18 protein-coding genes, 1 pseudogene and 1 riboswitch are annotated in these 22,687 nt (G+C 64.1%); of the genes and pseudogenes, 7 read left to right on the top strand and 12 right to left on the bottom strand.

Annotated features, from left to right (window positions below; all coding sequences use genetic code 11):
- Positions 1-44: 44 nt before the first annotated feature.
- The 6 genes and pseudogenes from ACUXVA_RS05630 to ACUXVA_RS05655 all read right to left on the bottom strand — a co-directional run bounded on the left by ACUXVA_RS05630 (position 45) and on the right by ACUXVA_RS05655 (position 7,037).
- Positions 45-1,805 carry an alkaline phosphatase gene (locus tag ACUXVA_RS05630; RefSeq protein ID WP_265081161.1) on the bottom strand — a complete coding sequence of 587 codons (1,761 nt, stop codon included), beginning with the start codon at positions 1,803-1,805 and terminating at the stop codon, positions 45-47.
- Between the two features lie 236 nt (positions 1,806-2,041).
- Positions 2,042-3,378 (bottom strand): annotated as a pseudogene (argG, locus tag ACUXVA_RS05635) (argininosuccinate synthase).
- A gap of 84 nt (positions 3,379-3,462) precedes the next feature.
- On the bottom strand, positions 3,463-4,269 hold the full coding sequence (locus tag ACUXVA_RS05640) for a phosphatase PAP2 family protein (RefSeq protein ID WP_445491204.1): 807 nt from the start codon (positions 4,267-4,269) through the stop codon (positions 3,463-3,465).
- A gap of 83 nt (positions 4,270-4,352) precedes the next feature.
- A complete protein-coding gene (locus tag ACUXVA_RS05645) occupies positions 4,353-4,829 on the bottom strand; it encodes a hypothetical protein (RefSeq protein WP_265081159.1) in 477 nt (158 codons plus the stop codon).
- A gap of 139 nt (positions 4,830-4,968) precedes the next feature.
- Positions 4,969-6,213 (bottom strand): 23S rRNA (adenine(2503)-C(2))-methyltransferase RlmN, encoded by a 1,245-nt coding sequence (rlmN, locus tag ACUXVA_RS05650; RefSeq protein WP_445491206.1) that lies wholly within the window; start codon positions 6,211-6,213, stop codon positions 4,969-4,971.
- Positions 6,214-6,443: 230 nt separating this feature from the next.
- Entirely contained in the window at positions 6,444-7,037 is a 594-nt protein-coding gene (locus ACUXVA_RS05655; RefSeq protein ID WP_265083496.1) for an invasion associated locus B family protein, read from the bottom strand.
- A 231-nt stretch (positions 7,038-7,268) separates the two neighbouring features.
- Here ACUXVA_RS05655 and ACUXVA_RS05660 point away from each other — a divergent pair, with 231 nt between their 5' ends.
- Positions 7,269-8,243 (top strand): NADPH:quinone oxidoreductase family protein, encoded by a 975-nt coding sequence (locus ACUXVA_RS05660; protein ID WP_265083495.1) that lies wholly within the window; start codon positions 7,269-7,271, stop codon positions 8,241-8,243.
- Between the two features lie 178 nt (positions 8,244-8,421).
- On the opposite strand, the gene ACUXVA_RS05665 is transcribed toward ACUXVA_RS05660, so the two are convergent.
- From ACUXVA_RS05665 to ACUXVA_RS05675, 3 genes are all read right to left on the bottom strand, one after another.
- The gene (locus ACUXVA_RS05665; protein ID WP_265081157.1) at positions 8,422-8,820 is read right to left on the bottom strand and encodes a host attachment family protein; all 399 of its coding nucleotides are present in this window, start codon (positions 8,818-8,820) and stop codon (positions 8,422-8,424) included.
- 103 nt (positions 8,821-8,923) lie between these two features.
- Entirely contained in the window at positions 8,924-9,307 is a 384-nt protein-coding gene (locus tag ACUXVA_RS05670; RefSeq protein ID WP_265081156.1) for a YkvA family protein, read from the bottom strand.
- Between the two features lie 77 nt (positions 9,308-9,384).
- Positions 9,385-9,690: a 4a-hydroxytetrahydrobiopterin dehydratase gene (locus ACUXVA_RS05675; RefSeq protein ID WP_265081155.1), complete on the bottom strand. Its 306-nt coding sequence runs from the start codon at positions 9,688-9,690 to the stop codon at positions 9,385-9,387.
- A 201-nt stretch (positions 9,691-9,891) separates the two neighbouring features.
- Between ACUXVA_RS05675 and ACUXVA_RS05680 the strand changes: the two genes are divergently transcribed.
- Positions 9,892-11,328 carry a TAXI family TRAP transporter solute-binding subunit gene (locus ACUXVA_RS05680; protein ID WP_445491209.1) on the top strand — a complete coding sequence of 479 codons (1,437 nt, stop codon included), beginning with the start codon at positions 9,892-9,894 and terminating at the stop codon, positions 11,326-11,328.
- A 161-nt stretch (positions 11,329-11,489) separates the two neighbouring features.
- Here the strand turns inward: ACUXVA_RS05680 and ACUXVA_RS05685 are convergent, their stop codons facing one another.
- Positions 11,490-12,941, bottom strand: coding sequence for a PepSY domain-containing protein (locus ACUXVA_RS05685; RefSeq protein ID WP_445491211.1), 1,452 nt, complete (start codon positions 12,939-12,941; stop codon positions 11,490-11,492).
- Positions 12,942-12,943: 2 nt separating this feature from the next.
- Complete coding sequence (locus ACUXVA_RS05690; protein ID WP_445491213.1) at positions 12,944-15,223, bottom strand: TonB-dependent receptor; 2,280 nt, start codon at positions 15,221-15,223, stop codon at positions 12,944-12,946.
- A gap of 105 nt (positions 15,224-15,328) precedes the next feature.
- Positions 15,329-15,522: riboswitch (cobalamin riboswitch) on the bottom strand.
- 142 nt (positions 15,523-15,664) lie between these two features.
- Between ACUXVA_RS05690 and ACUXVA_RS05695 the strand changes: the two genes are divergently transcribed.
- The 5 genes from ACUXVA_RS05695 to typA all read left to right on the top strand — a co-directional run bounded on the left by ACUXVA_RS05695 (position 15,665) and on the right by typA (position 21,797).
- Positions 15,665-17,218 (top strand): alkaline phosphatase D family protein, encoded by a 1,554-nt coding sequence (locus ACUXVA_RS05695; RefSeq protein WP_265081153.1) that lies wholly within the window; start codon positions 15,665-15,667, stop codon positions 17,216-17,218.
- Between the two features lie 97 nt (positions 17,219-17,315).
- A complete protein-coding gene (locus ACUXVA_RS05700; RefSeq protein WP_265081152.1) occupies positions 17,316-18,032 on the top strand; it encodes a prolipoprotein diacylglyceryl transferase in 717 nt (238 codons plus the stop codon).
- Positions 18,013-19,428: a radical SAM protein gene (locus ACUXVA_RS05705; protein ID WP_265083916.1), complete on the top strand. Its 1,416-nt coding sequence runs from the start codon at positions 18,013-18,015 to the stop codon at positions 19,426-19,428. The genes ACUXVA_RS05700 and ACUXVA_RS05705 overlap by 20 nt, the downstream gene beginning before the upstream one ends.
- Positions 19,425-19,667, top strand: a complete 243-nt coding sequence (locus tag ACUXVA_RS05710) for a hypothetical protein (protein WP_265081151.1) — start codon at positions 19,425-19,427, stop codon at positions 19,665-19,667. The genes ACUXVA_RS05705 and ACUXVA_RS05710 overlap by 4 nt, the downstream gene beginning before the upstream one ends.
- Positions 19,668-19,973: 306 nt before the next feature.
- Positions 19,974-21,797 carry a translational GTPase TypA gene (gene typA, locus ACUXVA_RS05715; protein WP_265081150.1) on the top strand — a complete coding sequence of 608 codons (1,824 nt, stop codon included), beginning with the start codon at positions 19,974-19,976 and terminating at the stop codon, positions 21,795-21,797.
- A 226-nt stretch (positions 21,798-22,023) separates the two neighbouring features.
- Here the strand turns inward: typA and maiA are convergent, their stop codons facing one another.
- Positions 22,024-22,686 carry a maleylacetoacetate isomerase gene (maiA, locus tag ACUXVA_RS05720; protein WP_265081149.1) on the bottom strand — a complete coding sequence of 221 codons (663 nt, stop codon included), beginning with the start codon at positions 22,684-22,686 and terminating at the stop codon, positions 22,024-22,026.
- Position 22,687 lies beyond the last annotated feature (1 nt).

The following is a 22,687-nucleotide window of genomic DNA, read 5'->3' on the forward strand; positions in this document are numbered from 1 at the left end:
CGGCCATTTTTATTTTGATAGTTGAAAGGCAGAGCCGGAAAAAGTCAGCGCTTCTCCGCCAGCCCCAGCGCATCGGCGATCACGCGAAACACCTCGGTATTATCCATCGATCCATGCACGCGATCGCTGCCCGGTCCGGTCGCGGTGAGGATGACGTCCTCGCCGGAATGCACGCTGGCATTCATCATCGCCGGCAGGTTGCCGAGTCGTAGCACCGCACCGGGCACATCCTTGTATTTCGCATTGGCCTTGAAGCTGCCGGGCGTGTCGCCCTTCTCGGTGGGCTCGTTGGGATTGTCGAGCTTGGGACGCAGCGTCTCGTAGTGATCGGGGATGCTCGCCGAGAAGATCGCCAAGCGGCGGCTGACGTCGACCCGCGAAGGATAACCGTCAGCGTCGGGAGCGGGATAGTTCGGGAAGCCGGCCTTTTCGTAGACGCCGACGCGCTCGCGCAGCGGCGTGTTGGGCAGCGCAGCCATGTCATCATTGACGGTGCCGACCAGGCTGTTCGGATGGTTGTGATCGGCGACCACCAGGATCAGCGTATCCTCGCCGCGCGCGGTCGACCAGTCGCGCGCCAGCCGCACAGCATTGTCGAGCATGATGGTGTCATAGACCGCGCGCTCCATGTCGAGGGCATGGGCATATTTGTCGATCAGGCCGGATTCGACCATCAGGAAGAAGCCGTTGTCGTTACGCGACAGGATGTTCAGCGCGCCCTGCAATTGCTCGGTAAGATCCGGCTGTTCCGGATTTTTCCTGACCCCACCGCCTTTCAGGAACTTGCGGTCGAGCACGCCGTCCATGTTGCCCGGCGCGAACAGGCCAAGCAGTTTGCGCGTGTCGGGTTTCGCCGCCAGCGCGTTGAGTTCGGGCGCGGTCGCCGCGAACGGATAGCCGGCGTCGCGGAATTTCGCGATGTAGTCGAGGTCATCCTTGCGCTTCGAGGCATCGTTGGCCTGCGGCAGGAAGTTCGCCGCGCCGCCGCCCATCAGCACATCCGGCTTCGCGGCGAAGAACTGCTCGACGATCTGGTCGTAGGCAGCGCGGCGGCGGGTATGCGCCACCATGGCCGCCGGCGTGGCGTCCTCGATCTCGGTGTTGGTGACGATGCCGATGGCCATGTCGCGCTGCCGGCGGATCACGCTGGTGATGGTCTCGACGCGCGGATCGTCGAACGGGTTGGCGGTGCGGTCCGCATAGACGCCCATCGCGTTGACCGCGGTCTTGTGGCCGGTGGCATAGGCGCAGGCCGCATTGGCAGAATCGGTGATGATCGAATCCGATCCTGCCGTCGCCACGAAAGCCATGTGCGGCATGTCGTCGATGGCCAGCTTGCCGAGGCTCTTGCCCTCGCTGATGCCCTTCGACAGCAGCCGCGCGCCGATGCGGTGCGCCGGCGACAGGCCGTCGCCGATGAACAGGATGACGTTCTTCGCCTTGCGGACGCCGGTGCCGTACACGTTCCAGGCGATGGAGCGGCTGGTCGTGCCGTCGCTGACCTCGATCGTGTAGGCCCCGGGCTTGCTCAGCGCGACGTCGCGCAGCAGCAGCGCCGACTGTTCCTTACCATCCTCGCGCGCGATGTAGGTCGCAGCCTTGCCGAACGCGGTGGCAACGTCTGCGCCGTTGACGGTGACCTTGATATTCCCGGCGTCGACCGGTCCGGGGAATTCCACCTTGAAGTCGAAAGTCGCGCCGGCAAGGATATCGGCGCGGTCTATCGGATAGATGGTCTGCGCGGCGAGCTGCGAAGCGCTGGACAGCAGCAGGGCAAACGCTGCGGCGGCAACGGGATACTTCATGATGGAGGCCTCAAGCGCCCGTCACGGGCGGGTGGCCTCCATTACGACGGCCGGATAACGGGTCAATGACGGAGCTGGAGTCAGTTCGCGGTGGTCGTTCCCCGGACGCGATGCACTGCGCCGCGTCTTCGCGGCGTGGTGCGCCGCAGATCCGGGGTCCAGCTTGCTGCAAGAAAAGATGGGTCCCGGATCTGCGGAGCGGCACTTCGCGCCGCACCGCGTCCGGGACACGATCCTCAGCTCTTGTCGTTATCCAGCTTCGGGATGCTGGAGCCCTCGCCGGCGCTCAGCAGGCCGGCCTTGGCGTAAAGGTCCAGCTTGGCGCGGGTGTCGCTGATGTCGAGGTTGCGCATGGTGAGCTGGCCGATGCGGTCGCCCGGCGTGAACGGCGCGTCCTCGACCTTTTCCATGCTGAGCCGCTCCGGCGCATAGGTCAGGTTCGGGCTCTCGGTGTTGAGCAGCGAATAGTCGTTGCCGCGGCGCAGTTCGAGCGTGACTTCGCCGGTGATGGCGCGCGCGACCCAGCGCTGCGCGGTCTCGCGCAGCATCAGGGCCTGCGAGTCGAACCAGCGACCCTGATACAGCAGCCGTCCGAGCTTCATCCCGCTCATGCGGTACTGCTCGATGGTGTCTTCGTTGTGGATGCCGGTGACGAGGCGCTCATAGGCGATGTGCAGCAGCGCCATGCCCGGCGCTTCGTAGATGCCGCGGCTCTTGGCCTCGATGATCCGGTTCTCGATCTGGTCGCTCATGCCAAGGCCGTGACGGCCGCCGATCGCGTTGGCCTCGAGGAACAGAGCGACGGGATCGGCGAAGGTCTGGCCGTTCAGCGCCACGGGCTGGCCTTCGACAAACCGCACCGTGACGCGCTCGGCCTTGACGACGCAATCGTCGCGCCAGAACGGCACGCCCATGATCGGCTTGACGATCTGGATGCCGGTGTTGAGGTGTTCGAGATCCTTGGCCTCGTGCGTGGCGCCAAGCAGGTTGCTGTCGGTCGAATAGGCCTTTTCGGCGGACATCTTGTAGGCGAAGCCGTGGGCGGTCATGAACGCCGACATTTCGGCGCGACCGCCCAGCTCGTCGATGAACTGGTCGTCGAGCCAGGGCTTGTAGATCTTCAGGTCCGGATTGGTCAGCAGGCCGTAGCGGTAGAAGCGCTCGATATCGTTGCCCTTGTAGGTCGAGCCGTCGCCCCAGATATTGACGCCGTCTTCCTTCATGGCCGAGACCAGCATGGTGCCGGTCACCGCGCGGCCCAGCGGCGTGGTGTTGAAATAGGCGATGCCACCGGTCGAGACGTGGAAGGCGCCGGCCTGGATGGCGGCGATACCTTCATGAACCGGCTGCGAGCGGCAATCCACCAAGCGGGCCTTCTCGGCGCCGAACTCCATGGCCTTGCGCGGAATCTCGTCGTAGTCGGCCTCGTCGGGCTGGCCGAGGTTCGCGGTATAGGCGAAGACGCGAGCGCCCTTCTGCTTCATCCACAGCAGCGCGGCGGACGTATCGAGCCCGCCGGAGAAGGCGATACCGACGTTTTTTCCTGGGGCAGGCTCTTCAAGATCGTGATCATCGAACGTCCAATCGGGGCAATTTCTGCCGCCAGCGATAGCCCGGCCAGGCAAAGCGCGTCAACGCGGCATCGCAAGCGGCCTGCTCAATCGTGATGCTGCTCGGTGATCCGGTCGACGAAGGACGGCTTGGAGGGCCTGCGGCCACCCAGCAGGCGCCGCCGCCAGGCATAGCTTGGCCAGGCCAGCTTGGTCAGTTCGGCATCGATGCCCTCATCCGTCAATCTTGTAGAGGGCCAGCGGTAGATGTAACCGTGGATCAGCCAGATCACCAGGAAGGTCACCAGCCCGGCAATCGCCACGTCGGTGAAGAAATGCCCGCCGAACGCCACTCTGAGGCCACTGGTCACCGCGCCGAACGCTGCGGCGGCCACATAGGCCACCGGCCGCCAGGCGGGTGGCGTCAGGGCGGCGGGCGCGAAGGTCCAGAATGCGGTGGCGCCCTCGCCCGAGAAGAACGAACAGTTGCGGCCGCATTCGCCGGTCGGATCCCACCACGCCTTGAACTGCCACGGACCGCTGAATTCGCTCACCATCACCGGCCGCGGCCGGCCCCAGTGGCTCTTGAAGGTCAGGTTGGTGAGGATGCCGGCAGCGAGGATGATGGTGACCAGCAGGAACATGACGGTGCGGCCGGGGACCAGCAGCTTGCGATTCGGCCAGATCAGCTTGACGAGCAAAGCGACGATGGACGGCAGAACGAAGGCCCAGCAGATCCACATGGCTGCATCGCGCGCGAATGCGGCCAGCGCATCGGATTTCAGCGGAAATGACTTGGTGGCGGGGTCGTAGAACAGCGCCGCCAGCTTCAGGTCGAGTTCCGGATGGAGCCCGAAGGTCAGTCCGACGACGAGGCAAAGCCCAAGCGCAATGAAGAGTCCGGTCCGGTTCATGGCGGGCGGTTTAGCCGACGAGGGTGCAGATGAAAAGGCTGCGAAATGTCATCCTTCGAGGCCGTCGCACCTGCGGCGGCGCCTCAGGATGAGGGCGGGGCTGGCGGCTGCGGCAAAACGCCCCTCGGCTGCCGCCAGCGGCCGGCATTGCGACCGGCGATCACCCAGTAGATCAGGCCACCAACGATGCTGGCCCCCGTCATCACTTCGAGGTGACGGCGAACGATGCCGTCGAAATGCAGTGTCGCGGGATCGAAGGGGATCAGGCCGAGATAGCAGGCAAGACCCACCACCGCGCCGCCGATCGCATAAGCCAGCGCGCTGCGCACGTCGAAGGCCTCGGTGATGACAACGATCACCAGCGCCGGCAGCAGCGCAAATCCGCTGACGAAGATAAAGCCGAAGCCGAGCAGAACATTGAGCGCGTCGGGATCGAAGCCGCCGGTGTCGAGTGCGCTCATTTCCGGAAATAGGATCGCACAGACGACAATGCCGCCGGCCACGAGGCAGGCGGCAAGGAAGCCGAACAGGACGACGAACAACCGGCCGATCAGGGACATTGTAATCTCTTCTTCGCCGCATCATGTGCTGGCCCCTCACCCTGAGGAGGCGCATTTTGCGCCGTCTCGAAGGGCGAGGGCAGTTCATCCTCATGGTTCGAGACGCGCGAAGTCGCGCTCCTCACCATGAGGTTCTGCATCAGTCCGTCATCGCCATGGCGCGCAATGCGGCGCGCTCGCGTGCCGAGAGCTTTTCGGTCTCCGACTTCGGCTGCCCGCAGGCGGCGAGAATGTCGCGGCCGCGCGGGGTGCGCACCGGCGAGGAGTAGCCAGCGTTGAAGACGTATTCGGAAAACTTCTCGATCTGGTCCCAGTCCGAGCACTCGTATTTGGTGCCAGGCCACGGGTTGAACGGGATCAGGTTGATCTTGGCGTGGATGCCCTTCAGCATCTTCACCAGCAGCTTGGCATCGTCGAGCGAATCGTTGACGCCCTTCAGCATCACATACTCGAAGGTGATGCGCCGCGCATTGGAGGCGCCGGGATAGTCGCGGCAGGCCTGCAGCAGTTCCGCCAGCGGATATTTCTTGTTGATCGGCACCAGCTCGTTGCGCAACTCGTCGCGCACCGCGTGCAGCGAGATCGCCAGCATCACGCCGATCTCGTCGCCGGTGCGGAAAATGTTCGGCACCACGCCGGAGGTCGACAGAGTGATCCGGCGGCGCGAGATGCCGATGCCTTCATTGTCGGAGACGATCAGCAGCGCGTCGCGCACCGCGTCGAAATTGTACAGCGGCTCGCCCATCCCCATCATCACCACATTGGTGACGAGACGGTTGCCGTTCGGAGTCTCCCGGTCGGCCCAGTCATTGAGGCGATCGCGGGCGACCATGACCTGGCCGACGATCTCGCCGGGTGTCAGGTTGCGCACCAGCCGCTGGGTACCGGTGTGGCAGAACGAACAGGTCAGGGTGCAGCCGACCTGCGAGGAGACGCACAGCGTGCCGCGGTCGGTCTCGGGGATATAGACGCACTCGACCTCATGGGCCTTCTCGCCGGCGGTGCCGCTCGGCAGCCGCAGCAGCCATTTGCGGGTCCCGTCATTGGAGATCTGCTCGGCCACGACTTCCGGCCGCGCGACCGTGAAATGCTGTTCGAGCTGCGCCCGCATATCCTTGGAAATGCTGGACATCTCCGCAAAGTTCTGGACCCCGCGGACATACATCCAGTGCCACAGCTGCTGGCTGCGCATCTTGCGCTGGGCCACCGCGACCCCGATCGAGCCGAGCTGATCGGCGATTTCCGCCCGCGACAGGCCGATCAGCGACGGTTTCGCCAGCGGAACATAGGTCTCGAGGGCAGTCTTCTCGAGCGGCGCTTCGCCGTGCGGAACGCCCGTCGGGACGTCAATGGCGGAACCGGCCTCGGCTGAAACAGGGGTCATGGTGGTCGATCTGTGATGTCGCGGGAATGTCAGCCTCAGATAGGCTTTCCGGCACGCCCTGAAAAGGCGCTAATTGCGGCAATATTAACGGCGGCAATGATTTAGCGGGAAATCGGCCACTTGTCCCGGACGCGGTGCGGCGCGAAGTGCCGCTCCGCAGATCCGGGACCGTTACGGCCACGGCTTTTTGGCGGTCCCGGTTCTGCGGCGCACGCGCCCGGGACAAGAAATTAGCGGCGGCAATCCTGAGCCAGCCGGTCCAGCGCCTGCGCCAGCCCCTTCAGCGAGAAGGTATCGGTGGTCTCGGTGCCCTTGGCAGAGACGCCCTTGACCGTGACATCGGGCGCCTTGCGCAGCGCTTCGACCATGCGCTCTTCCTCGGCGGCGTTCTTGATCCACAACCCGTCGCCCTGGGTATACATGGCGTAGCGCGCACCGCCGACTTCCAGCGCCGATTCCGAGCCGGGCTTGAGCTGGTAGCCGATCATGATCGAGACTTCGTTGACGACCTTCTCGGCCGGACGCGTCGAGATGAACGCATAGGCGGGATCGCGCGGGCGATTCGGCGGATTGGTTTTCGACGACGACGGCTTGGCCAGCGCGAAGCAGACCTTCTTGCCGTTCGGGGTCGCGGTGTAGGCGCCCCAGGTACCGAACTGGCCGATCAGGGTCGGCTCGGCGCCGCCGCTCGCGGCGGCAGGCGTGGCCGCAGCGGGCTTGGCGGCAGTAGTGGCCGGCTTCGCCGGCGCAGGTTTCGCCGCAGCCGGTTTTGCGCCTTTGGACGGGGCGCTCTGCGCATGCACGCCACTGGACATGCTGCCCATCAACGCGCCCATCGCCACAACCGTCAGAATTCGCCGCACCAACATCAAGTCTCGATCCCTCATTATTGTGACTGGAAGATGGCCCGCATCCGCGCCGTCACGTCGTCTGACTTAACCGGGAAACCCCGGTTTGGAAAGGCAGCCCGGCAGGCACGGATGCGAATCAGATTGTAGGCATCCGACAAATCCGGCAAGAAGCACCAACTGTCTCAATCAGAAGGTCAGATGTCGATGAAAGCCATTCTCTGCTCGCAGTTCTGCGAACCCGACGATCTCGTATTGGCCGACATCGCGGATCCCGTCGCCGAACCCGGCCAAGTGGTGATCGCGATCAAATCCGCGGCGCTGAATTTCTTCGACATCCTGATGATCCAGGGCAAGTACCAGATCAAGCCGCCGTTCCCGTTCTCGCCGGCGGCCGAAGTCGCGGGCGTGATCGACAGCGTCGGCGAAGGCGTCAGCGACCTCAAGGTGGGCGACCGCGTGGTGGCCTCGGTCGGCTACAACGGCGCGCGCGAGAAGGTCGCCGTGCCCGCGGCGTCTGCGGTGAAGATTCCCGACAACCTCGACTTCGATCGCGCCGCAGGCTGCATCATCACCTACGGCACCGCGCTGCATGCGCTGGAAGACCGCGCCAGCCCGAAGCCCGGCGAGACGCTGGCGGTGCTCGGCGCTGCCGGCGGCACCGGGCTTGCGGCCTGCGAACTCGGCAGGCTGATGGGCCTCAAGGTGATCGCCTGCGCATCGTCGGACGAAAAACTCGATTTCGCCAAACAGCACGGCGCGGAACTCGGCCTCAACTACGCCACAGAGGATCTCAAGGAAGGCCTGAAGCGGCTGACTGGCGGCAACGGCGCGGATATCATCTTCGATCCGGTCGGCGGCACCTACGCCGAAGCCGCCTTGCGCGCCATCGCCTGGGAAGGCCGCTTCCTGGTGATAGGTTTCGCGGCCGGCGACATTCCCAAGATGCCGCTCAATCTCGCGCTGCTGAAGGGTTGCGACATTCGCGGGGTGTTCTGGGGCGCGTGGGTGAAGAAGAACCCGGCGAAGAACCGCGCCAATCTGGAAAAGCTGGTGAGGTGGGCCGCCGAGGGCAAGATCTCATCCCACGTCGACCGCACCTTCCCGCTGGCGCAGACCGCCGACGCGCTCAACGTGCTGGCGGGACGGCAGGCCATGGGCAAGGTGATCTTGAAGCCGTAGCTATCCGCTTATCATCCGCAGCTACCTAATGCTCCGTTGTCATCGCCCGGCCTGGCGCGCAATTGCGCGCCGGGACCGGGCGACCCAGTAATCGCCGGCATTGGCGATGGATCTCGACGACAGCGTTTACTGGGTCCCCGCTTTCGCGGGGACGACAAGCGAGTGTGTGGTCGAATTATTACGCGGCGTGGATCGACTTCTCGATGTCGGCGATCGAATGCCCCGTGAGGTCCTTGGCGATCTCGCCGACCAACGCCTCTTCCAGCTTCTTGTGATAGTGCTTGCGCATCTCGCCCAGCGTCTTCGGCGCGGCGATGATCACGATATTGCTGAACTTGCCGGCCAGCACACGCTGGTTCAGCATCGCGACAATGCCGGTGGCGAAGCCGTCTTCCTCGACGCGGCTCTGGTCGGGATTGGCCGACGAGCTGTTCGTGCCGCCGGCGCCGACGGCGGCTTCGACGTCCTGATCCGCAGCCGCAACAAGGCTCATCTCGGTTTCGGTGCCGGTATTGCGGAACAGATTCAGCTTTTCGCCGTCGGCGACGGCGACGATGGTATCCGTGGGAAGGATCATCGAATTCTCCATGATGGGATGATTGCCGGAGTGAGATCGCTCAAACGGCTCATCGCACCAATGGATCAGACGTCGCGAAGTTCCTGCCGCGCGCCGCGACAAATCAGGCCGCGGCGTCGCCCTTGTCGAGACCGCGCGCCATCGCCGCACGCGCCGCCTCGTGATGCTCCGGCCTGATGTGGCTGGCGACCATGCGCAGCGCGGTAGCGAGGATCGCGGCGTCGTCGGTGAAGCCGAGAATGGGCAGCATGTCCGGCACGAAATCGAACGGCAGCACGAAATAGGCGATGGCGCCCAGCAGCGCTGCCTGGACATGGCGCGGCGTCTGGCGGTCGAATGCGCAATAATACGCAGCCAGCAGATCCTCGACAAAAGGCAGCCGCACGGCCAGCCGCTTCAGCTTGATCCAGAACCGCCTGCGCACGCTGTCATGGTCCTGCGCCAGCCGGTCGGCCGGCTCGAAGCCCACGCTATGCTCGAATTCCATCGACAAGATCCTCTCGACCGTAACCGGCCGCTGTCAGGAAAGTGGTGATGTCGGCCGTGCCTCGCAAGATTGGGCGCTCAGGCAACGCCGGACTGCGCGGCGATGGCGTTCATGGCGGTGGCCAGGGCAACGTCGCGCGCGGTCACGCCGTCGGCGTCGTGGGTCGACAGCACCACCTCCACCACCTTGTAAACATTGCGCCATTCCGGGTGATGGTCGGCCTTCTCGGCGACCAGTGCGGCACGTGACATGAAGCCGAAGGCCTCGTTGAAATCCTTGAAGGTAAAGGTCCGGGCAATGGCATCGCGCCCGGTCACCTCGCTCCAGCCCGGCAATCCGGCCAGCGCCGCCTTGCGCGCCTCCGCCGACAGACGTTCCACCATCGCGACCTCCTGCTTCACTCACTGTTGACCTTAACACCCCGTGACAGCGGAAGGATCCCTGCCACAATAAGGCAGCAATGCCGTGCAGGATGCGAAAGGTAACCAAGGCCGCCGGTAACCATCATGCCGATGGAACTGCGCGCCGTCTGTGCGATTTGCTAAGCTCGATACACTGTCCCCGCAATCCGACCGTATGGCCAAATGACCTTCAGGCTGAAGCGATTGTTTTCGAGATCGATTGCGGACGGTCCCGAGGTGATCGCACCGGTCGGTCCGCCGTCGCCGCGTTCGGTCAAGCGCAAGATGACGCTGATCGTATTGGCCGGGACGCTGGCGCTGGTCGGTGCCATCTCCAGCGCCTATTATTTTGCGATGAAGCCGGTGCCGTTGCGGATCGCCGTCGGCCCGCCCAACAGCGACGACGTCAAGGTGGTGCAGGCGCTGGTGCAGGCGTTCTCCCGCGACCACAATACCGTTCGATTGCGCCCGGTCCTGACCGAGGGGGCGACCGCCAGCGCCAAGGCCCTGGCCGACGGCAAGGTCGATCTCGCCATCATCCGCGGAGACCTCGACGTGCCGAAGAATGCCCGCGCCGTTGCCACCTTGCGCAAGAACGTCGCGGTGCTGTGGGTGCCGCCGGCGGCAAAGGGCAAGAAAGCTGCGCCGAAGATTACCAAGATCTCACAATTGTCCGGACGGCGGATCGGCGTGATCGGCCGCACCCCGGCCAATATCAACCTGCTCAATATTATTCTCCGACAGTACGGCGTGGATCCCGCCAAGGTCACCAAGGTGCAGTTCTCCACCACCGAAGTGGCGGAAGCGGTCAAGGATCAGAAGGTCGATGCGTTCCTGGCGGCAGGCCCGGTCAACAGCAAGATCACCAACGACGCCATCACTGCGTCGTCGCGCGATGGCGGCACGCCGACCTTTCTCACCATCGATTCGGCGGAGGCGATCGCACAGAACTTCCCGATGTACGAGGCGGCGGAAATTCCCGCCGGCGTGTTCGGCGGCTCGCCGGCCCGGCCCGACGACGATCTCAAGACCATCAGCTTTTCGCACCATATCGTCGCCCGCCAGGGCTTGTCCGACGCAACGATTGCGGCATTCACCCGACAACTGTTCGCGATCCGCCAGCAATTGATCACCGACTTCCCGCTCGCCGCCAAGATAGAGACTCCCGATACCGACAAGGACGCGGTGATCCCGGTGCATCCCGGCGCCGCCGCCTATGTCGACGGCGAGGAGAAGACATTTCTCGACCGCTACAGCGACTATATCTGGTGGAGCCTGATGGGCCTGTCGGCGATGGGCTCCGCGGGCGCCTGGTTCGCCAGCTACATGAAGCGCGACGAACGCAACAACAACAGCACCCTGCGCGAGCGGCTGCTCGACATGCTGGCGATCGCCCGGCACAGCGAATCGCTGGAAGAACTCGACCGGATGCAGGCGGAAGCCGACGCTATCCTGCGCGACACGCTGAACTGCTTCGAGCATGGCGCCATCGAGGAGGGTTCGCTGACCGCCTTCAACATCGCGCTCGAGCAATTCCACAACGCCGTCGCCGACCGCAAGGCGCTGATCGGCATGATCCCGCCGGAGCCGGCGCGGCTGAACCGGGTCCAGGTGGCGTAAGCTGCGACACACTCGGTTGTCATCCCCCGCGAAAGCGGGGGACCCAGTAAACGCTGACGTTGTGGCTATCACCACTGCCTGTGTAGTGGGTCGCCCGGTCCTGGCGCGCAAATGCGCGCGACCGGCGATGACAGCAGAGAGTGCGGAGGCGTCGCAACGCCCTATGTCTTCCTTAGATACCGCCAGCCGATGACCACGCCGCTGACCGAAACAATCATTCCCAGCAGCGACAACAGCCACACCACCACATCCCAGGCTGGACGATAGGTCAGCAGCAGCGGGAAATCGAAGCTGTGCAGCGCATTGAACAGCCAGCGATAGCTGCGGCGGCTGGTATCGCTGCGGCCAAGCACGTCACCGGTCACGGGATCCAGATGAAACCAGCTCTGCGCGACATCGTCGAAGCCGGCGCGCAGCACCGGCAGCACGCGGGTTCCGTGATGCGCGTACCAGTATGAATCGTATTGGTCCAACCGCGCCTGCATGGTCATTGCGACGTCGGGCAGCAGGGTGCGGGCCGCTGCGAATATCCGATCATCGGACAAAGGCGTCGCTGTTCCAGTTAAGGGATCGACGGCAGCTTGCGCCCCCTGACGATTTGCCAGCAGCATCAACGGCGCGCCGCCCAGCCAGACGAAGCGCGCTTCGACGGCACGCGACGACGGCGTTACGGCAACGACAGCAGCGACGGTCGGCGCGTCATGGCCGGCGTAACGCTGCAGCATCTCGCGCGACGGCCCCCGGCTGCTGAAGACCTCGCCGGGATTGACCGACAGCCAGCCTGAGAACATCCAGGTCAGCACGAACACCCCCGCGAACAGGCCGGTGACGTGATGCCACGCCATCCAGCCGCGATAGGGCGTGACACGGCCGCCGCTATAGCGCCTGCGCAGCCGCACGCGCAGGATGCCGATCCAGATGCCGCTGACCGCCACCACCAGGCAGATCCCGGACAGCCACAGGATGACCTGTCGCCACAGCGCGTTGTCCTTCCGCAGAACGGTCGGATAGATCCAGTGCGGAATTGATCCGAGCCAGTTCCAGACGCGCTCGGTGGCGCTGGTATCGAGCACGATTTCGCCGGTACGCGATGACACGTAGAGCCGCGTCCCGGCGGCGTCGTTGAGAGCGATCTGATACAGCGGCCGAAACGGATCGTAGCGCGCGGTGACGCTCCACTGGTCACGCTCAACCATCTCGATCGATTGCACATCGGCGGCCCCCGGATAGTGGCGCGCCACCGCCAGCGCCCGATCCAGCGTCACGCCGTCGATGCCGTGGCCGTCACTGGCGGAGATCGTCTGGCGCTGTCCATCCCAGCCGGTCAGCCGGTACACCGGTTCGTCGTCCAGCATCTGGAGCCGGAGATCGCGCGGAAAGGTCTTGGCGCCGGCCGCGGCCATCGCCGCGTCCGGCGACAACCGGACCTTTTCCCACGCCATGTCGGGCAGCGCCGCCAGCCTCTCCTTTTCGGAAAGGCCGGGAAACGCCACATACATCATCACCACGCCGGACACGAACCACATGGCAAAGAACAGACAGGTGATAATCCCGATCCAGCGGTGGCCGATATACAGCCACCGCCGCAGTGTCCGCGTCAGTCTGCGCGGCACGCTCAGAACTTCACGTTCACGGCGAGTTGTGCTGTGCGCGGCATGCCGAGCAGCCACTGATTGATGCCGCCCGACGTCGCATAGATCGTGTCGAACAGGTTATAGACGCGCAACGAGACGGTGGTGTTGACGTCCGGCTTCCATTGCAGGCCGGCGTTGACGACGTTGTAGGCCGGCATTTCCAACGTATTGGCGAGGTCGGCAAAGCGCTTGCCTATGATCTGCACGCCGGCATTGGCCGACCAGTTCTGCGCGAAGGCCCAGGTCACCCAGATATTCGAGACGTTTTGCGGCACGTACACCGGCACGTTGCCGGCGTAGTTAATCGGGACGCCGCTGACCACCTGCAGGTTGTTGTCATACTTCGCACGCAGGAAGGCCGTGTTGGCGTCGATGCGCCAGCCCTGGTCGAGGGCAAGTCCGACCGAAGCCTCGATTCCACGCGACGATTGCTGGCCGATCTGCAACGTCACGTTCAGGTTGTTCGGATCGCGCGCCAGCAAATTGTTCTTCACGATCTCATAGCCGGCGAGCGTCCACTCGCCGCGCCCGTTCCAGAACAACTGCTTGACGCCGACCTCCACTTGGTTGCCGTTGGACAGCTGATAGGTGCTGTTCGCCGCCGAGTTGGTGATCAGGTTGCTCACCGGATCGACGGCCACGGAATACTGGCCATAAAAGGCGAGATCCTTGATCGGCGTATAGACAGCACCGGCGCGCCAGCTGGTCGCGTGATACGACTTCTCATAACTGTTGGCGGGCGTCACGTAATCAGTGCGCGCGACGGTCGGCTCGTCCTGACGGATACCTGCGATCAGCGCCAGCTGGTCGGTGACCGAAAGGCGATTTTCCGCAAATACGCCATACTGGTTGGTGGTGGAGCTGAAGCCCGGAACGGTCGGTGACGTGGTGGCGGAGAACGAGCCGGGATTGAAATTGAACAGCGGCACTGACGACGCGCCCGCATAGGGCGAGTTGTTGGTGTGGGTGAAGGAAATGTTGTTGACGTCAAAGCCGGTGACGAATTCGTTGGCCATGCCGAGGAGATGGCCGTGGAACGTCGCATCGAAACGATCGCCGATCTGCGCTTGGTCGTGAAAGATTTCGATATAGTTGCCGCCGCCCCGATCGATCAGGCCGGTTCTGGCGTTGTAGACGTAGCTTTCCTCGTCGCGCCAATGCCGCTGGCTGTCGAGGTAATACAACGTATTGCGCAACGTGACCCCGTCGCTCACCTGCCACTCGGTCTTCACCTGACTCTGGCTGTCCTGATAGCGGATGCTGCTGTCGCCGACGTTGTAGTTCTGGAAGCGCAGCGACGTGTCGAGCTTGCCGTTGATCAGCGGCGTGCCGAAATAGCGCGACGGGCTGCGATCGCCGTAATCGGTCGAGATTGTCCAGCCGATGTCTTCGGTCTGCTTGATCTGCACGGCAGCATGAACTTCGACATTGGACTGGCGGTCGCGATCGACCCAGCCGTCCGACATGTTGCCGGTGGCGGTGATGCGATAGGCGAGGTCCTTGCTGATCGGGCCGCCGCTATCGACGGCGATGCGGCGCTCCAGATTGGTGTCGAGCGAAATTTCCGCCTGGTTGCGCGGCACCCACAGCGGCAGCTTCGAGATGACGTTGACGGCGCCGCCGATGGCGCCTTCGCCATACATCACGGATGCCGGACCGCGCAGCACTTCGATGCGCTCCGACGACCAGGTGTCGTAGGGAAAGGTCAGCGTACCCGAGCCGACATAGAGACGGGTGCCGTCAAGCAGCGTCATGACAGTGCCGTTGCCGGTAAAGCCGCGTGTGTTGAAGGCGATGCTGCCGTTGCCCGGCGCCGGCGCGGCGGTGAAGCCGGCGGCATTCTGCGTCACAGCGGCAATGATGTTCTGCTGACCACGCTCGGCCATTGTCTCGGCGGTGATGATTTCGACACTTGCCGGCGTCTGCAATCGTGTCAGACCAAGGCGGCTGCCGGTCGATGACGTACCGGTGAGGTTGAGCGTCGGCGCGGCAAAAGCTGCGGGGCCGGCCGGCGATGCCACGGGCGCACCGGTGGCTGTCGCACGCTGCTGGCGCGTCCGTATTGCGCGCGACGCGCTGCCGCTGTTGGCCACGCGGCGCCTGGCGGACGGTGCGGCCGGCGATTGCACCACGACTGGGTCGAGCGCCTGGCTGGGGCTGGCACCCTGGCTCCAGCCGTCAGTCGGGCAGAGCAGGCAAGAGAATGCGACGGAATACAGGAAGGGATTGCATCGGTTCGATGCAGAGACGACGGAGGTCATGTTCGACTCGCGGTTACGTGGCACGTCACCGCGAACGAAGTCGGACCAAATCCCTGAGGGGATACGGTTCGGCTACCACCAGGACACCCCGCCCAATGTGCTCGCGTGTGACCACGACTGGCGGCAGGTCTCCTGGCTCGCGGGTCAGTGCCTTGTGCCGCCTTCCCAGACGCGAACGTCCAGTGGCTGATGGCAGAAGGCTCGCCGCTTACAGTTGCGGGGGCAGCCGCGGAATCGGGAAATCCCTCACCGCATTCCCTTTTTGATCCCCGAAGGGAACCGTCGCGGCCACGTTACGGTGCGATTTCGGAATGTGTCAATGCGGATTCATCTGTCGTGCCGGCGTGCGCCAGGACGAAGGAAAGAGCTGCGACCGCATGTCACAGCGCCGTCAGCAAAACTCTTTAGAGCCGTTCTCATCCGGGACTTCAGGAGTTTTCCATGGCCACGACCTTTTCGCGCCGCCGTTTCCTGTCCACGACCGCCGCCGCCGGCATGGGCGTGCTGGCGATGCCCTATCTCAGCCGCGCCGCGGACCGGCCCGTGATCGGCCATGGCGTGCAGTCCGGCGACATCGGCGTCGACAGCGGCATGGTGTGGTCGCGCGCAGACCGGGCGTCGCAGATGATGGTCGAGGTCTCGACCACCGAATCCTTCAAGAATGCCCGCGCGCTGCCGCCGATCAACGCCCTGCCGGAGAGCGACTTCACCGCAAAAATGCTGCTGGAGAACCTGCCCGCCGGGCAGGACATTTTCTACCGCGTCAAGTTTCGCGATCTCTCGCACTTCGACATCGTCAGCGAGCCGGTGATCGGCCGCTTCCGCACAGCGCCGGCCGATCGCCGCGATGTCAGCTTCGTGTGGGGCGGCGACGTCGCCGGCCAGGGCTTCGGCATCAATGCCGACGATGGCGGCATGTTCACCTTCGCCACCATGCGGAAACACAATCCGGATTTCCTGATCCACTCCGGCGACACCATCTATGCCGACGGCGTCATCACCGCGGAAACCAAGACCACCGACGGCAGGGTCTGGAAGAACACCACCATTGTACCGGAGAAGGCAAAGGTCGCCGAAACGCTCGACGAATTCCGCGCCGCGCACAAATACAACCTGCTCGACGAGCATGTCCGCGCCTTCAATGCGCAGGTGCCGGTGTTCGGCCAGTGGGACGACCACGAGGTCACCAACAACTGGTCGCTGTCGAAGCAATTGCCGGCCTCCTACAAGGAGCGCGACGTCACGCTGCTCGCGGCGCGGGCCGGGCGCGCCTATCACGAGATGTATCCGATCCGCGAGAGCATCGTCGAACCCGGCCGGGTCTACCGCACGCTGAATTACGGTCCGTATCTCGACGTCTTCATGCTCGACGAACGCAGCTATCGCGGCCCCAACGGCGCGAACCTGCAGGAAAAGTACGGTCCCGATGCGTATTTCGTCGGTCCGGACCAACTGGCCTGGCTGAAGCGCGCGCTGCTGGCCTCGAAGGCGACCTGGAAGGTGATCGCGTCGGATATGCCGATCAGCATCATCGTCGAGGACGACGCCGTCAACCACAAGGGCTCCGAGGCGATCGCCCAGGGCGATGGCCCGGCGCGCGGTCGCGAGCTGGAAATCGCCGAGCTCCTGCGCTTCATCAAGTCCTCGGGCGTCCTCAACACCGTGTGGCTGACCGCCGATGTGCACTACACCGCCGCGCACTACTACAATCCGGAGAAGGCCCAGTTCCAGGATTTCGAACCGTTCTGGGAATTCGTCTCCGGCCCGTTCCATGCCGGCTCGTTCGGCCCGGGCGGCATGGACAATACGTTTGGACCCGAGGTGAAGTTCGTCAAGGCACCGGGCGCCGACAAGCAGAACCTGCCGCCCTCCGCCGGCATGCAGTTCTTCGGCCACGTCAGGATCGACGGGGCCTCCGGCCAGATGACCGTCACCCTGCGCGACCGCGCCGACGTGGCGCTGTGGGCCACCACGCTGGATCCGAAGATCGCCTGATCGGCATTGCGGGGCGCGCAAGGCGCCAGCCGCACGCGCCCCGCAACGACAGTGAATTGGCGGGACATCCCCGCCGCATCCTTGCTACGCTTCTTTCATGAGCGGATCGATCCACGCCATCTTCGATATCGCGGCATGGCTTGCCGCCGGCTTTGCCGGCCTGTGGCTGTCGCGGGTGCGGCATCTGCAGTTTCCGAAACAATCCACCGCGCTGCCCTATGTCGCGGCGCTGGTGTTCGGCGCCGGCGTCGGCGCCTACCTGTTCGGCAGTCTGAATCTCTGGCTGTCGGGCGTGCCGGGCGTCGCGCGCTCGGTGGAAGGCGCCATTGCCGGGGGCGTCGTCGCCATCGAACTCTACAAATGGCGCCACGGCATCACGCAGCGCACCGGCGCGCGTTTCGCGCTGCCGCTGGCGGTGGGCATCGCCGTCGGCCGGCTCGGCTGCTACTTCGCCGGGCTCGACGACTTCACCTATGGCACGCCGACATCGCTGCCCTGGGCGCATGACTTCGGCGACGGCATCTTGCGGCATCCGGTGCAGCTCTATGAAAGCATGGCCATGGCCGGCTTCGCTGCCGCCTATGCCGTCGCCGTATTCCGGCACAGTACCTTCATCATCGCCAACGGCTTCTATCTCGCGCTCGCCTTCTATGGACTGCAGCGCTTTGCGTGGGAGTTTTTAAAACCCTATGCTGCGGTGGTTGGCCCACTGACGCTGTTTCACCTGCTGTCGCTCGGCATCGCGGTCTATGCCGCGCTGATGCTAGGCACGGCGCCCGTCGCGAGATTGAATGATGAACGCGCCGCTGCGTAGATCGCGCCCTTACATTTTCTGGGGCCAGACCCAATCGCTGTGCGAAGTCTGCCTCAAGCTGGTGCCGACAAAAATCCAGATCCTCGGCAACGAGGTCTGGTACGAGAAGCGCTGCCGGCAGCACGGCGTGCAGTCGACGCTGGTGTCCGATGACGCCGCCTACTGGCGCAAGTGCAAGGATTTTATCAAGCCCGGCGACAGGCCGTTGTCGTTCCAGCACAAGACCGAATTCGGCTGCCCCTATGATTGCGGGCTATGCCCGGATCACGAACAGCATTCCTGCCTGGCACTGATCGAGATCACCGACCACTGCAACCTCACCTGCCCGGTGTGTTTTGCCGAATCCTCGCCGGCGCGCTCGACCTTCCTGCCGCTGCCGACCATCGAAAGGATGCTCGACGCGCTGGTGGCCAGCGAGGGCGAGCCGGACCTGGTGCAGATCTCCGGCGGCGAACCGACGCTGCATCCCGACTTTTTCGCCATCCTCGACGCGGTGCGGGCGCGACCGATTCGCCATGTGATGATCAATACCAATGGGCTGCGCATTGCCCGCGACGTGGAATTTGTGAAGCGCCTCGCCGAACAGAAGCGCGGCCTGGAAGTCTATCTGCAATTCGATTCGCTACAGCGCGACGCGTTGGTCAACCTGCGCGGCGCCAACCTGCGAAAGATCCGCCAGCAGGCGCTGGAAAATCTCGAGGCGCACGGAGTCTCGGCGACACTGGTCGCCACCGTGAAGCGCGGCGTCAACGACCACGAGATCGGCGACATCGTGCGTCATGCCTTGACGTGGAAGTGCGTGCGCGGCGTGACCCTGCAGCCGGTGCAGGACGCCGGTCGCAACGAGAATTTCAACAAGGATACCGACCGCATCATGCTGTCGGAGATCCGCCGCCGCGTGGTCGAGACCGGCGTGTTCGGCGATGCCGATATGATTCCCCTGCCGTGCAATCCGGAAAGCATTTCCATCGGCTACGGCGTGCGCAACGGCGACAAGGTGCTGCCGGTGACCTCGCTGATCCCGCAACAGCAGTTGGTCGACATCATGCCCAACACCATCAGCCTGGAAAAACATCCCGTGCTGCGGGAAAAATTCATCGAGCTGTTCTCGCTGTCATCGGGGCCGCTGAACACCGGGCAGCGCATCAGCGAATTCCTGTGCTGCCTGCCGCAGTTCGAGGCGCCGGCCAATCTCGGCTACGAAAGCGTGTTCCGCGTCACCATCGTGCAGTTTCTCGACCGCTTCAATTTCTGCGTCGGCAACGTCAAGCGCTCCTGCATCCACTTCGTGACACCATCTGGCCAGATCATCCCGTTCGACACCTACAACCTGTTCTACCGCGACGGCAGCATCGACGGCATCCGCAAACGCATGGCGAAGGAGGTCATCCCATGAGCGACCCGGCGAACGACGCGCCACAGCAGCAGCAGCCGCGCAGTGGTTGGCTCACGGCCCTGATGGTCGTCACCGGAACCATCCTGCTGCTGCCGGGCCTGTGCGCACTGGTGGTCGGGGCGGTGTCCATCAACGACCCGATAGTCTCGACCTTCCTGCCCCTGATCCTCGTCTGCCTCCTGATCGGATTTGGCGGCATCATGCTGCTCCGGGCCGCGTTTCGGGGGCGCCGGCGTTAAGCATTGGCGCGGGAATCGGCTCCGGGCCGCAAAAATCCCCGAAAACGCCGGGAACGGCCGCCGTTTTTTGGCCGACCCGGCGACCTTTATCGTTGTTTTCTAGCGATTTCCCACTATATTGCGACGCAACGCGTCCGAGTACCCGGCCCCCTTTGGCCGGGTTTGCTTTTGGAGGGATTGCCCCAGCGCGTTTTCAGACGAGGCAGAACCGACGGCGCGGTGAGCGCAAGGCCTGATGGCTTTGTTGGACATGCCTTAGTTGAACCCGCTCCGGGCACCCAGACCGTAGAACCCAGAAGAAGACCTATGAACCTTCGCAACATCGCCATCATCGCACACGTTGACCACGGCAAGACGACCCTCGTCGACAAGCTGCTGCAGCAGTCCGGCACCTACCGCGACAACCAGCGGCAGGTCGAGCGCGCCATGGATTCGAACGACATCGAAAAAGAGCGCGGCATCACCATTCTCGCCAAGTGCACCTCGGTGCATTGGGAAGACGTCCAGATCAACATCGTCGACACCCCGGGCCACGCCGACTTCGGCGGCGAGGTCGAGCGCATCCTGTCCATGGTCGACGGCGTGATCGTGCTGGTCGACGCCGCTGAGGGCCCGATGCCGCAGACCAAGTTCGTGGTCGGCAAGGCCCTGAAGCTCGGCCTGCGCCCGATCGTCGCCATCAACAAGGTCGACCGTCAGGACGCCCGCATCACCGAAGTCGTCAACGAGGTGTTCGACCTGTTCGCCGCCCTCGACGCCACCGACGACCAGCTCGACTTCCCGATCCTGTACGGGTCCGGCCGCAACGGCTGGATGGCCGACAGCCCGGACGCGTCGCATGACGTCGGCATGAAGCCGCTGTTCGACCTGGTCATCAAGCATGTGCCGCCGCCCGTGGTCGAAGAAGGCCCGTTCCGCATGCTCGGCACCATCCTCGAGGCCAACCCCTATCTCGGCCGCATCATCACCGGCCGCATCGCGTCGGGTTCGGTGAAGCCGAACCAGGCCGTGAAGGTCATCTCGCGTGACGGCAAGCTGGTGGAAACCGGCCGCATCACCAAGATCCTCGCCTTCCGCGGCCTCGAGCGCCAGCCGGTCGACATCGCCGAAGCCGGCGACATCGTGGCCATCGCCGGCCTGCCCAAGGGCACCGTCGCCGACACCTTCTGCGATCCCTCGGTCGAGATCCCGATCCAGGCCCAGGCGATCGATCCGCCGACCGTGTCGATGTCCTTCATCGTCAACAACTCGCCGCTCGCCGGCACCGAAGGCGACAAGGTCACCAGCCGCCTGATCCGCGACCGCCTGCTGCGCGAAGCCGAAGGCAACGTCGCGCTCAAGGTCGTCGAATCCGCCGACCGCGATGCGATGGAAGTGTCCGGCCGCGGCGAATTGCAGCTCGCCATCCTGATCGAAAACATGCGCCGCGAAGGCTTCGAGCTTTCCGTGTCGCGTCCGCGCGTGGTGCTGACCAAGGACGAGGACGGCAACGTGCTCGAGCCGGTCGAGGAAGTCGTCATCGACGTCGATGAGGAGTTCTCCGGCGTGGTCGTGCAGAAGATGAGCGAACGCAAGGCCGAGATGATCGAGATGCGCCCGTCGGGCGGCAACCGCCTGCGTCTGGTGTTCTACGCACCGACCCGCGGCCTGATCGGCTATCAGGGCGAGTTGATGACCGACACCAAGGGCACGGCGATCATGAACCGCCTGTTCCACGCCTACCTGCCGTACAAGGGCGAGATCGCCGGCCGCCGCAACGGCGTGCTGATCTCGAACGACGCCGGCGAAGCGGTGGCCTATGCCATGTTCAAGCTGGAAGACCGCGGCCCGATGATGATCGAGCCCGGCTGGAAGGTCTACAAGGGCATGATCATCGGCGAGCATACCCGCGAGAACGATCTCGAACTCAACGTTCTCAAGGGCAAGCAGCTCTCCAACATCCGCACCACCTCGAAGGATGAAGCCGTCCGCCTGACCCCGCCGATCCGCATGACCCTCGAAAAGGCGCTGGCCTATATCGAGAGCGACGAACTGGTCGAGATCACCCCGAAGTCGATCCGCCTGCGCAAGAAGCATCTCGATGCCAACGAGCGCAAGCGCGCGGAAAAGACCAAGGAAGTTATCGCGTAAGCGACGACGACTTGAGTTGATAATTACAAAATGCCCGGCTCATGCCGGGCATTTTTATTTTGAGTGCAGGGTTTTCAGCCCACCACACACGCCGCTGTCATCGCCCGCGAAAGCGGGCGACCCAGTAAACATCGTCGTTCATGAGCCGCGAAGCCGGCGTTTACTGGGTCGCCCCGGTCCTGGCGCGCAATTGCGCGCCGGCCGGGCGATGACAGTTGCGTTGTGGTTAGACCGGCGCACCGATCTGCTTCATCGGATCGGCCTTGGCAAAGGCCTCCAGCGCCTCGCAGCGCGCCACGATGGCACCAATGGTCGGAATATCCTGCACCGTGATGCCCAGCGCACGCATCACCGCGGTGATGCTGGCAAGGCAGATGTCCGCCATGGTCACCTGGTCGCCATGACAGAACGTCCCTGTCGCGGCCTCGCCGGCGAGCCGCGTCTCGACGGCCGCCAGCCCCACCGTGAACCAGTGCACGATCCAGGCGCGCACCGCCGCATCGTCAAAACCGCCAGTACCTGCCAGATATTTCCGCACTCGTGGCGTGATCAGCGGATGGGTGTCGCCGGCCAGCATCTGGGCGATCGACCGCACCCGGGCGCGGCCGTGCGGATCGGCCGGAAGCAGCGGCGGCGCCGGATGGGTCTCGTCGAGAAACTCCAGAATCGCCAGCGATTCCGTCAGCGGCGGATGACCGGGCGTGACCAGCGCCGGGATCGCGCCCATCGGATTGATCTTCAGAAAGGCCGGGCTGAGCTGCTCGCCTTTGTCGAGATCGATGACGTGCTCATGGGCCACCAGCCCTTTAAGATTCAAGGCGACGCGGACCCGGTAGGTCGCCGACGTCCGCCAGAAGCCATAGAGCTCGAAGTCCGGGGTGTCAGTCATG

Source organism: Rhodopseudomonas sp. RCAM05734 (assembly GCF_052658035.1).

What these genes read in the sequence shown, in the direction of transcription:
- rlmN (WP_445491206.1), bottom strand. Translation starts at nt 6,213, where the DNA reads ATGACCCCTGTTTCAGCCGAGGCCGGTTCCGCCATTGACGTCCCGACG.
- ACUXVA_RS05640 (WP_445491204.1), bottom strand. Translation starts at nt 4,269, where the DNA reads ATGAACCGGACCGGACTCTTCATTGCGCTTGGGCTTTGCCTCGTCGTC.
- ACUXVA_RS05680 (WP_445491209.1), top strand. Translation starts at nt 9,892, where the DNA reads ATGACCTTCAGGCTGAAGCGATTGTTTTCGAGATCGATTGCGGACGGT.
- ACUXVA_RS05690 (WP_445491213.1), bottom strand. Translation starts at nt 15,223, where the DNA reads ATGACCTCCGTCGTCTCTGCATCGAACCGATGCAATCCCTTCCTGTAT.
- typA (WP_265081150.1), top strand. Translation starts at nt 19,974, where the DNA reads ATGAACCTTCGCAACATCGCCATCATCGCACACGTTGACCACGGCAAG.
- ACUXVA_RS05675 (WP_265081155.1), bottom strand. Translation starts at nt 9,690, where the DNA reads ATGGTGGAACGTCTGTCGGCGGAGGCGCGCAAGGCGGCGCTGGCCGGA.
- ACUXVA_RS05655 (WP_265083496.1), bottom strand. Translation starts at nt 7,037, where the DNA reads ATGGGCAGCATGTCCAGTGGCGTGCATGCGCAGAGCGCCCCGTCCAAA.
- ACUXVA_RS05700 (WP_265081152.1), top strand. Translation starts at nt 17,316, where the DNA reads ATGAGCGGATCGATCCACGCCATCTTCGATATCGCGGCATGGCTTGCC.
- ACUXVA_RS05695 (WP_265081153.1), top strand. Translation starts at nt 15,665, where the DNA reads ATGGCCACGACCTTTTCGCGCCGCCGTTTCCTGTCCACGACCGCCGCC.
- ACUXVA_RS05665 (WP_265081157.1), bottom strand. Translation starts at nt 8,820, where the DNA reads ATGATCCTTCCCACGGATACCATCGTCGCCGTCGCCGACGGCGAAAAG.
- ACUXVA_RS05660 (WP_265083495.1), top strand. Translation starts at nt 7,269, where the DNA reads ATGAAAGCCATTCTCTGCTCGCAGTTCTGCGAACCCGACGATCTCGTA.
- ACUXVA_RS05630 (WP_265081161.1), bottom strand. Translation starts at nt 1,805, where the DNA reads ATGAAGTATCCCGTTGCCGCCGCAGCGTTTGCCCTGCTGCTGTCCAGC.
- ACUXVA_RS05645 (WP_265081159.1), bottom strand. Translation starts at nt 4,829, where the DNA reads ATGTCCCTGATCGGCCGGTTGTTCGTCGTCCTGTTCGGCTTCCTTGCC.
- maiA (WP_265081149.1), bottom strand. Translation starts at nt 22,686, where the DNA reads ATGACTGACACCCCGGACTTCGAGCTCTATGGCTTCTGGCGGACGTCG.
- ACUXVA_RS05710 (WP_265081151.1), top strand. Translation starts at nt 19,425, where the DNA reads ATGAGCGACCCGGCGAACGACGCGCCACAGCAGCAGCAGCCGCGCAGT.
- ACUXVA_RS05705 (WP_265083916.1), top strand. Translation starts at nt 18,013, where the DNA reads ATGAACGCGCCGCTGCGTAGATCGCGCCCTTACATTTTCTGGGGCCAG.
- ACUXVA_RS05670 (WP_265081156.1), bottom strand. Translation starts at nt 9,307, where the DNA reads ATGGAATTCGAGCATAGCGTGGGCTTCGAGCCGGCCGACCGGCTGGCG.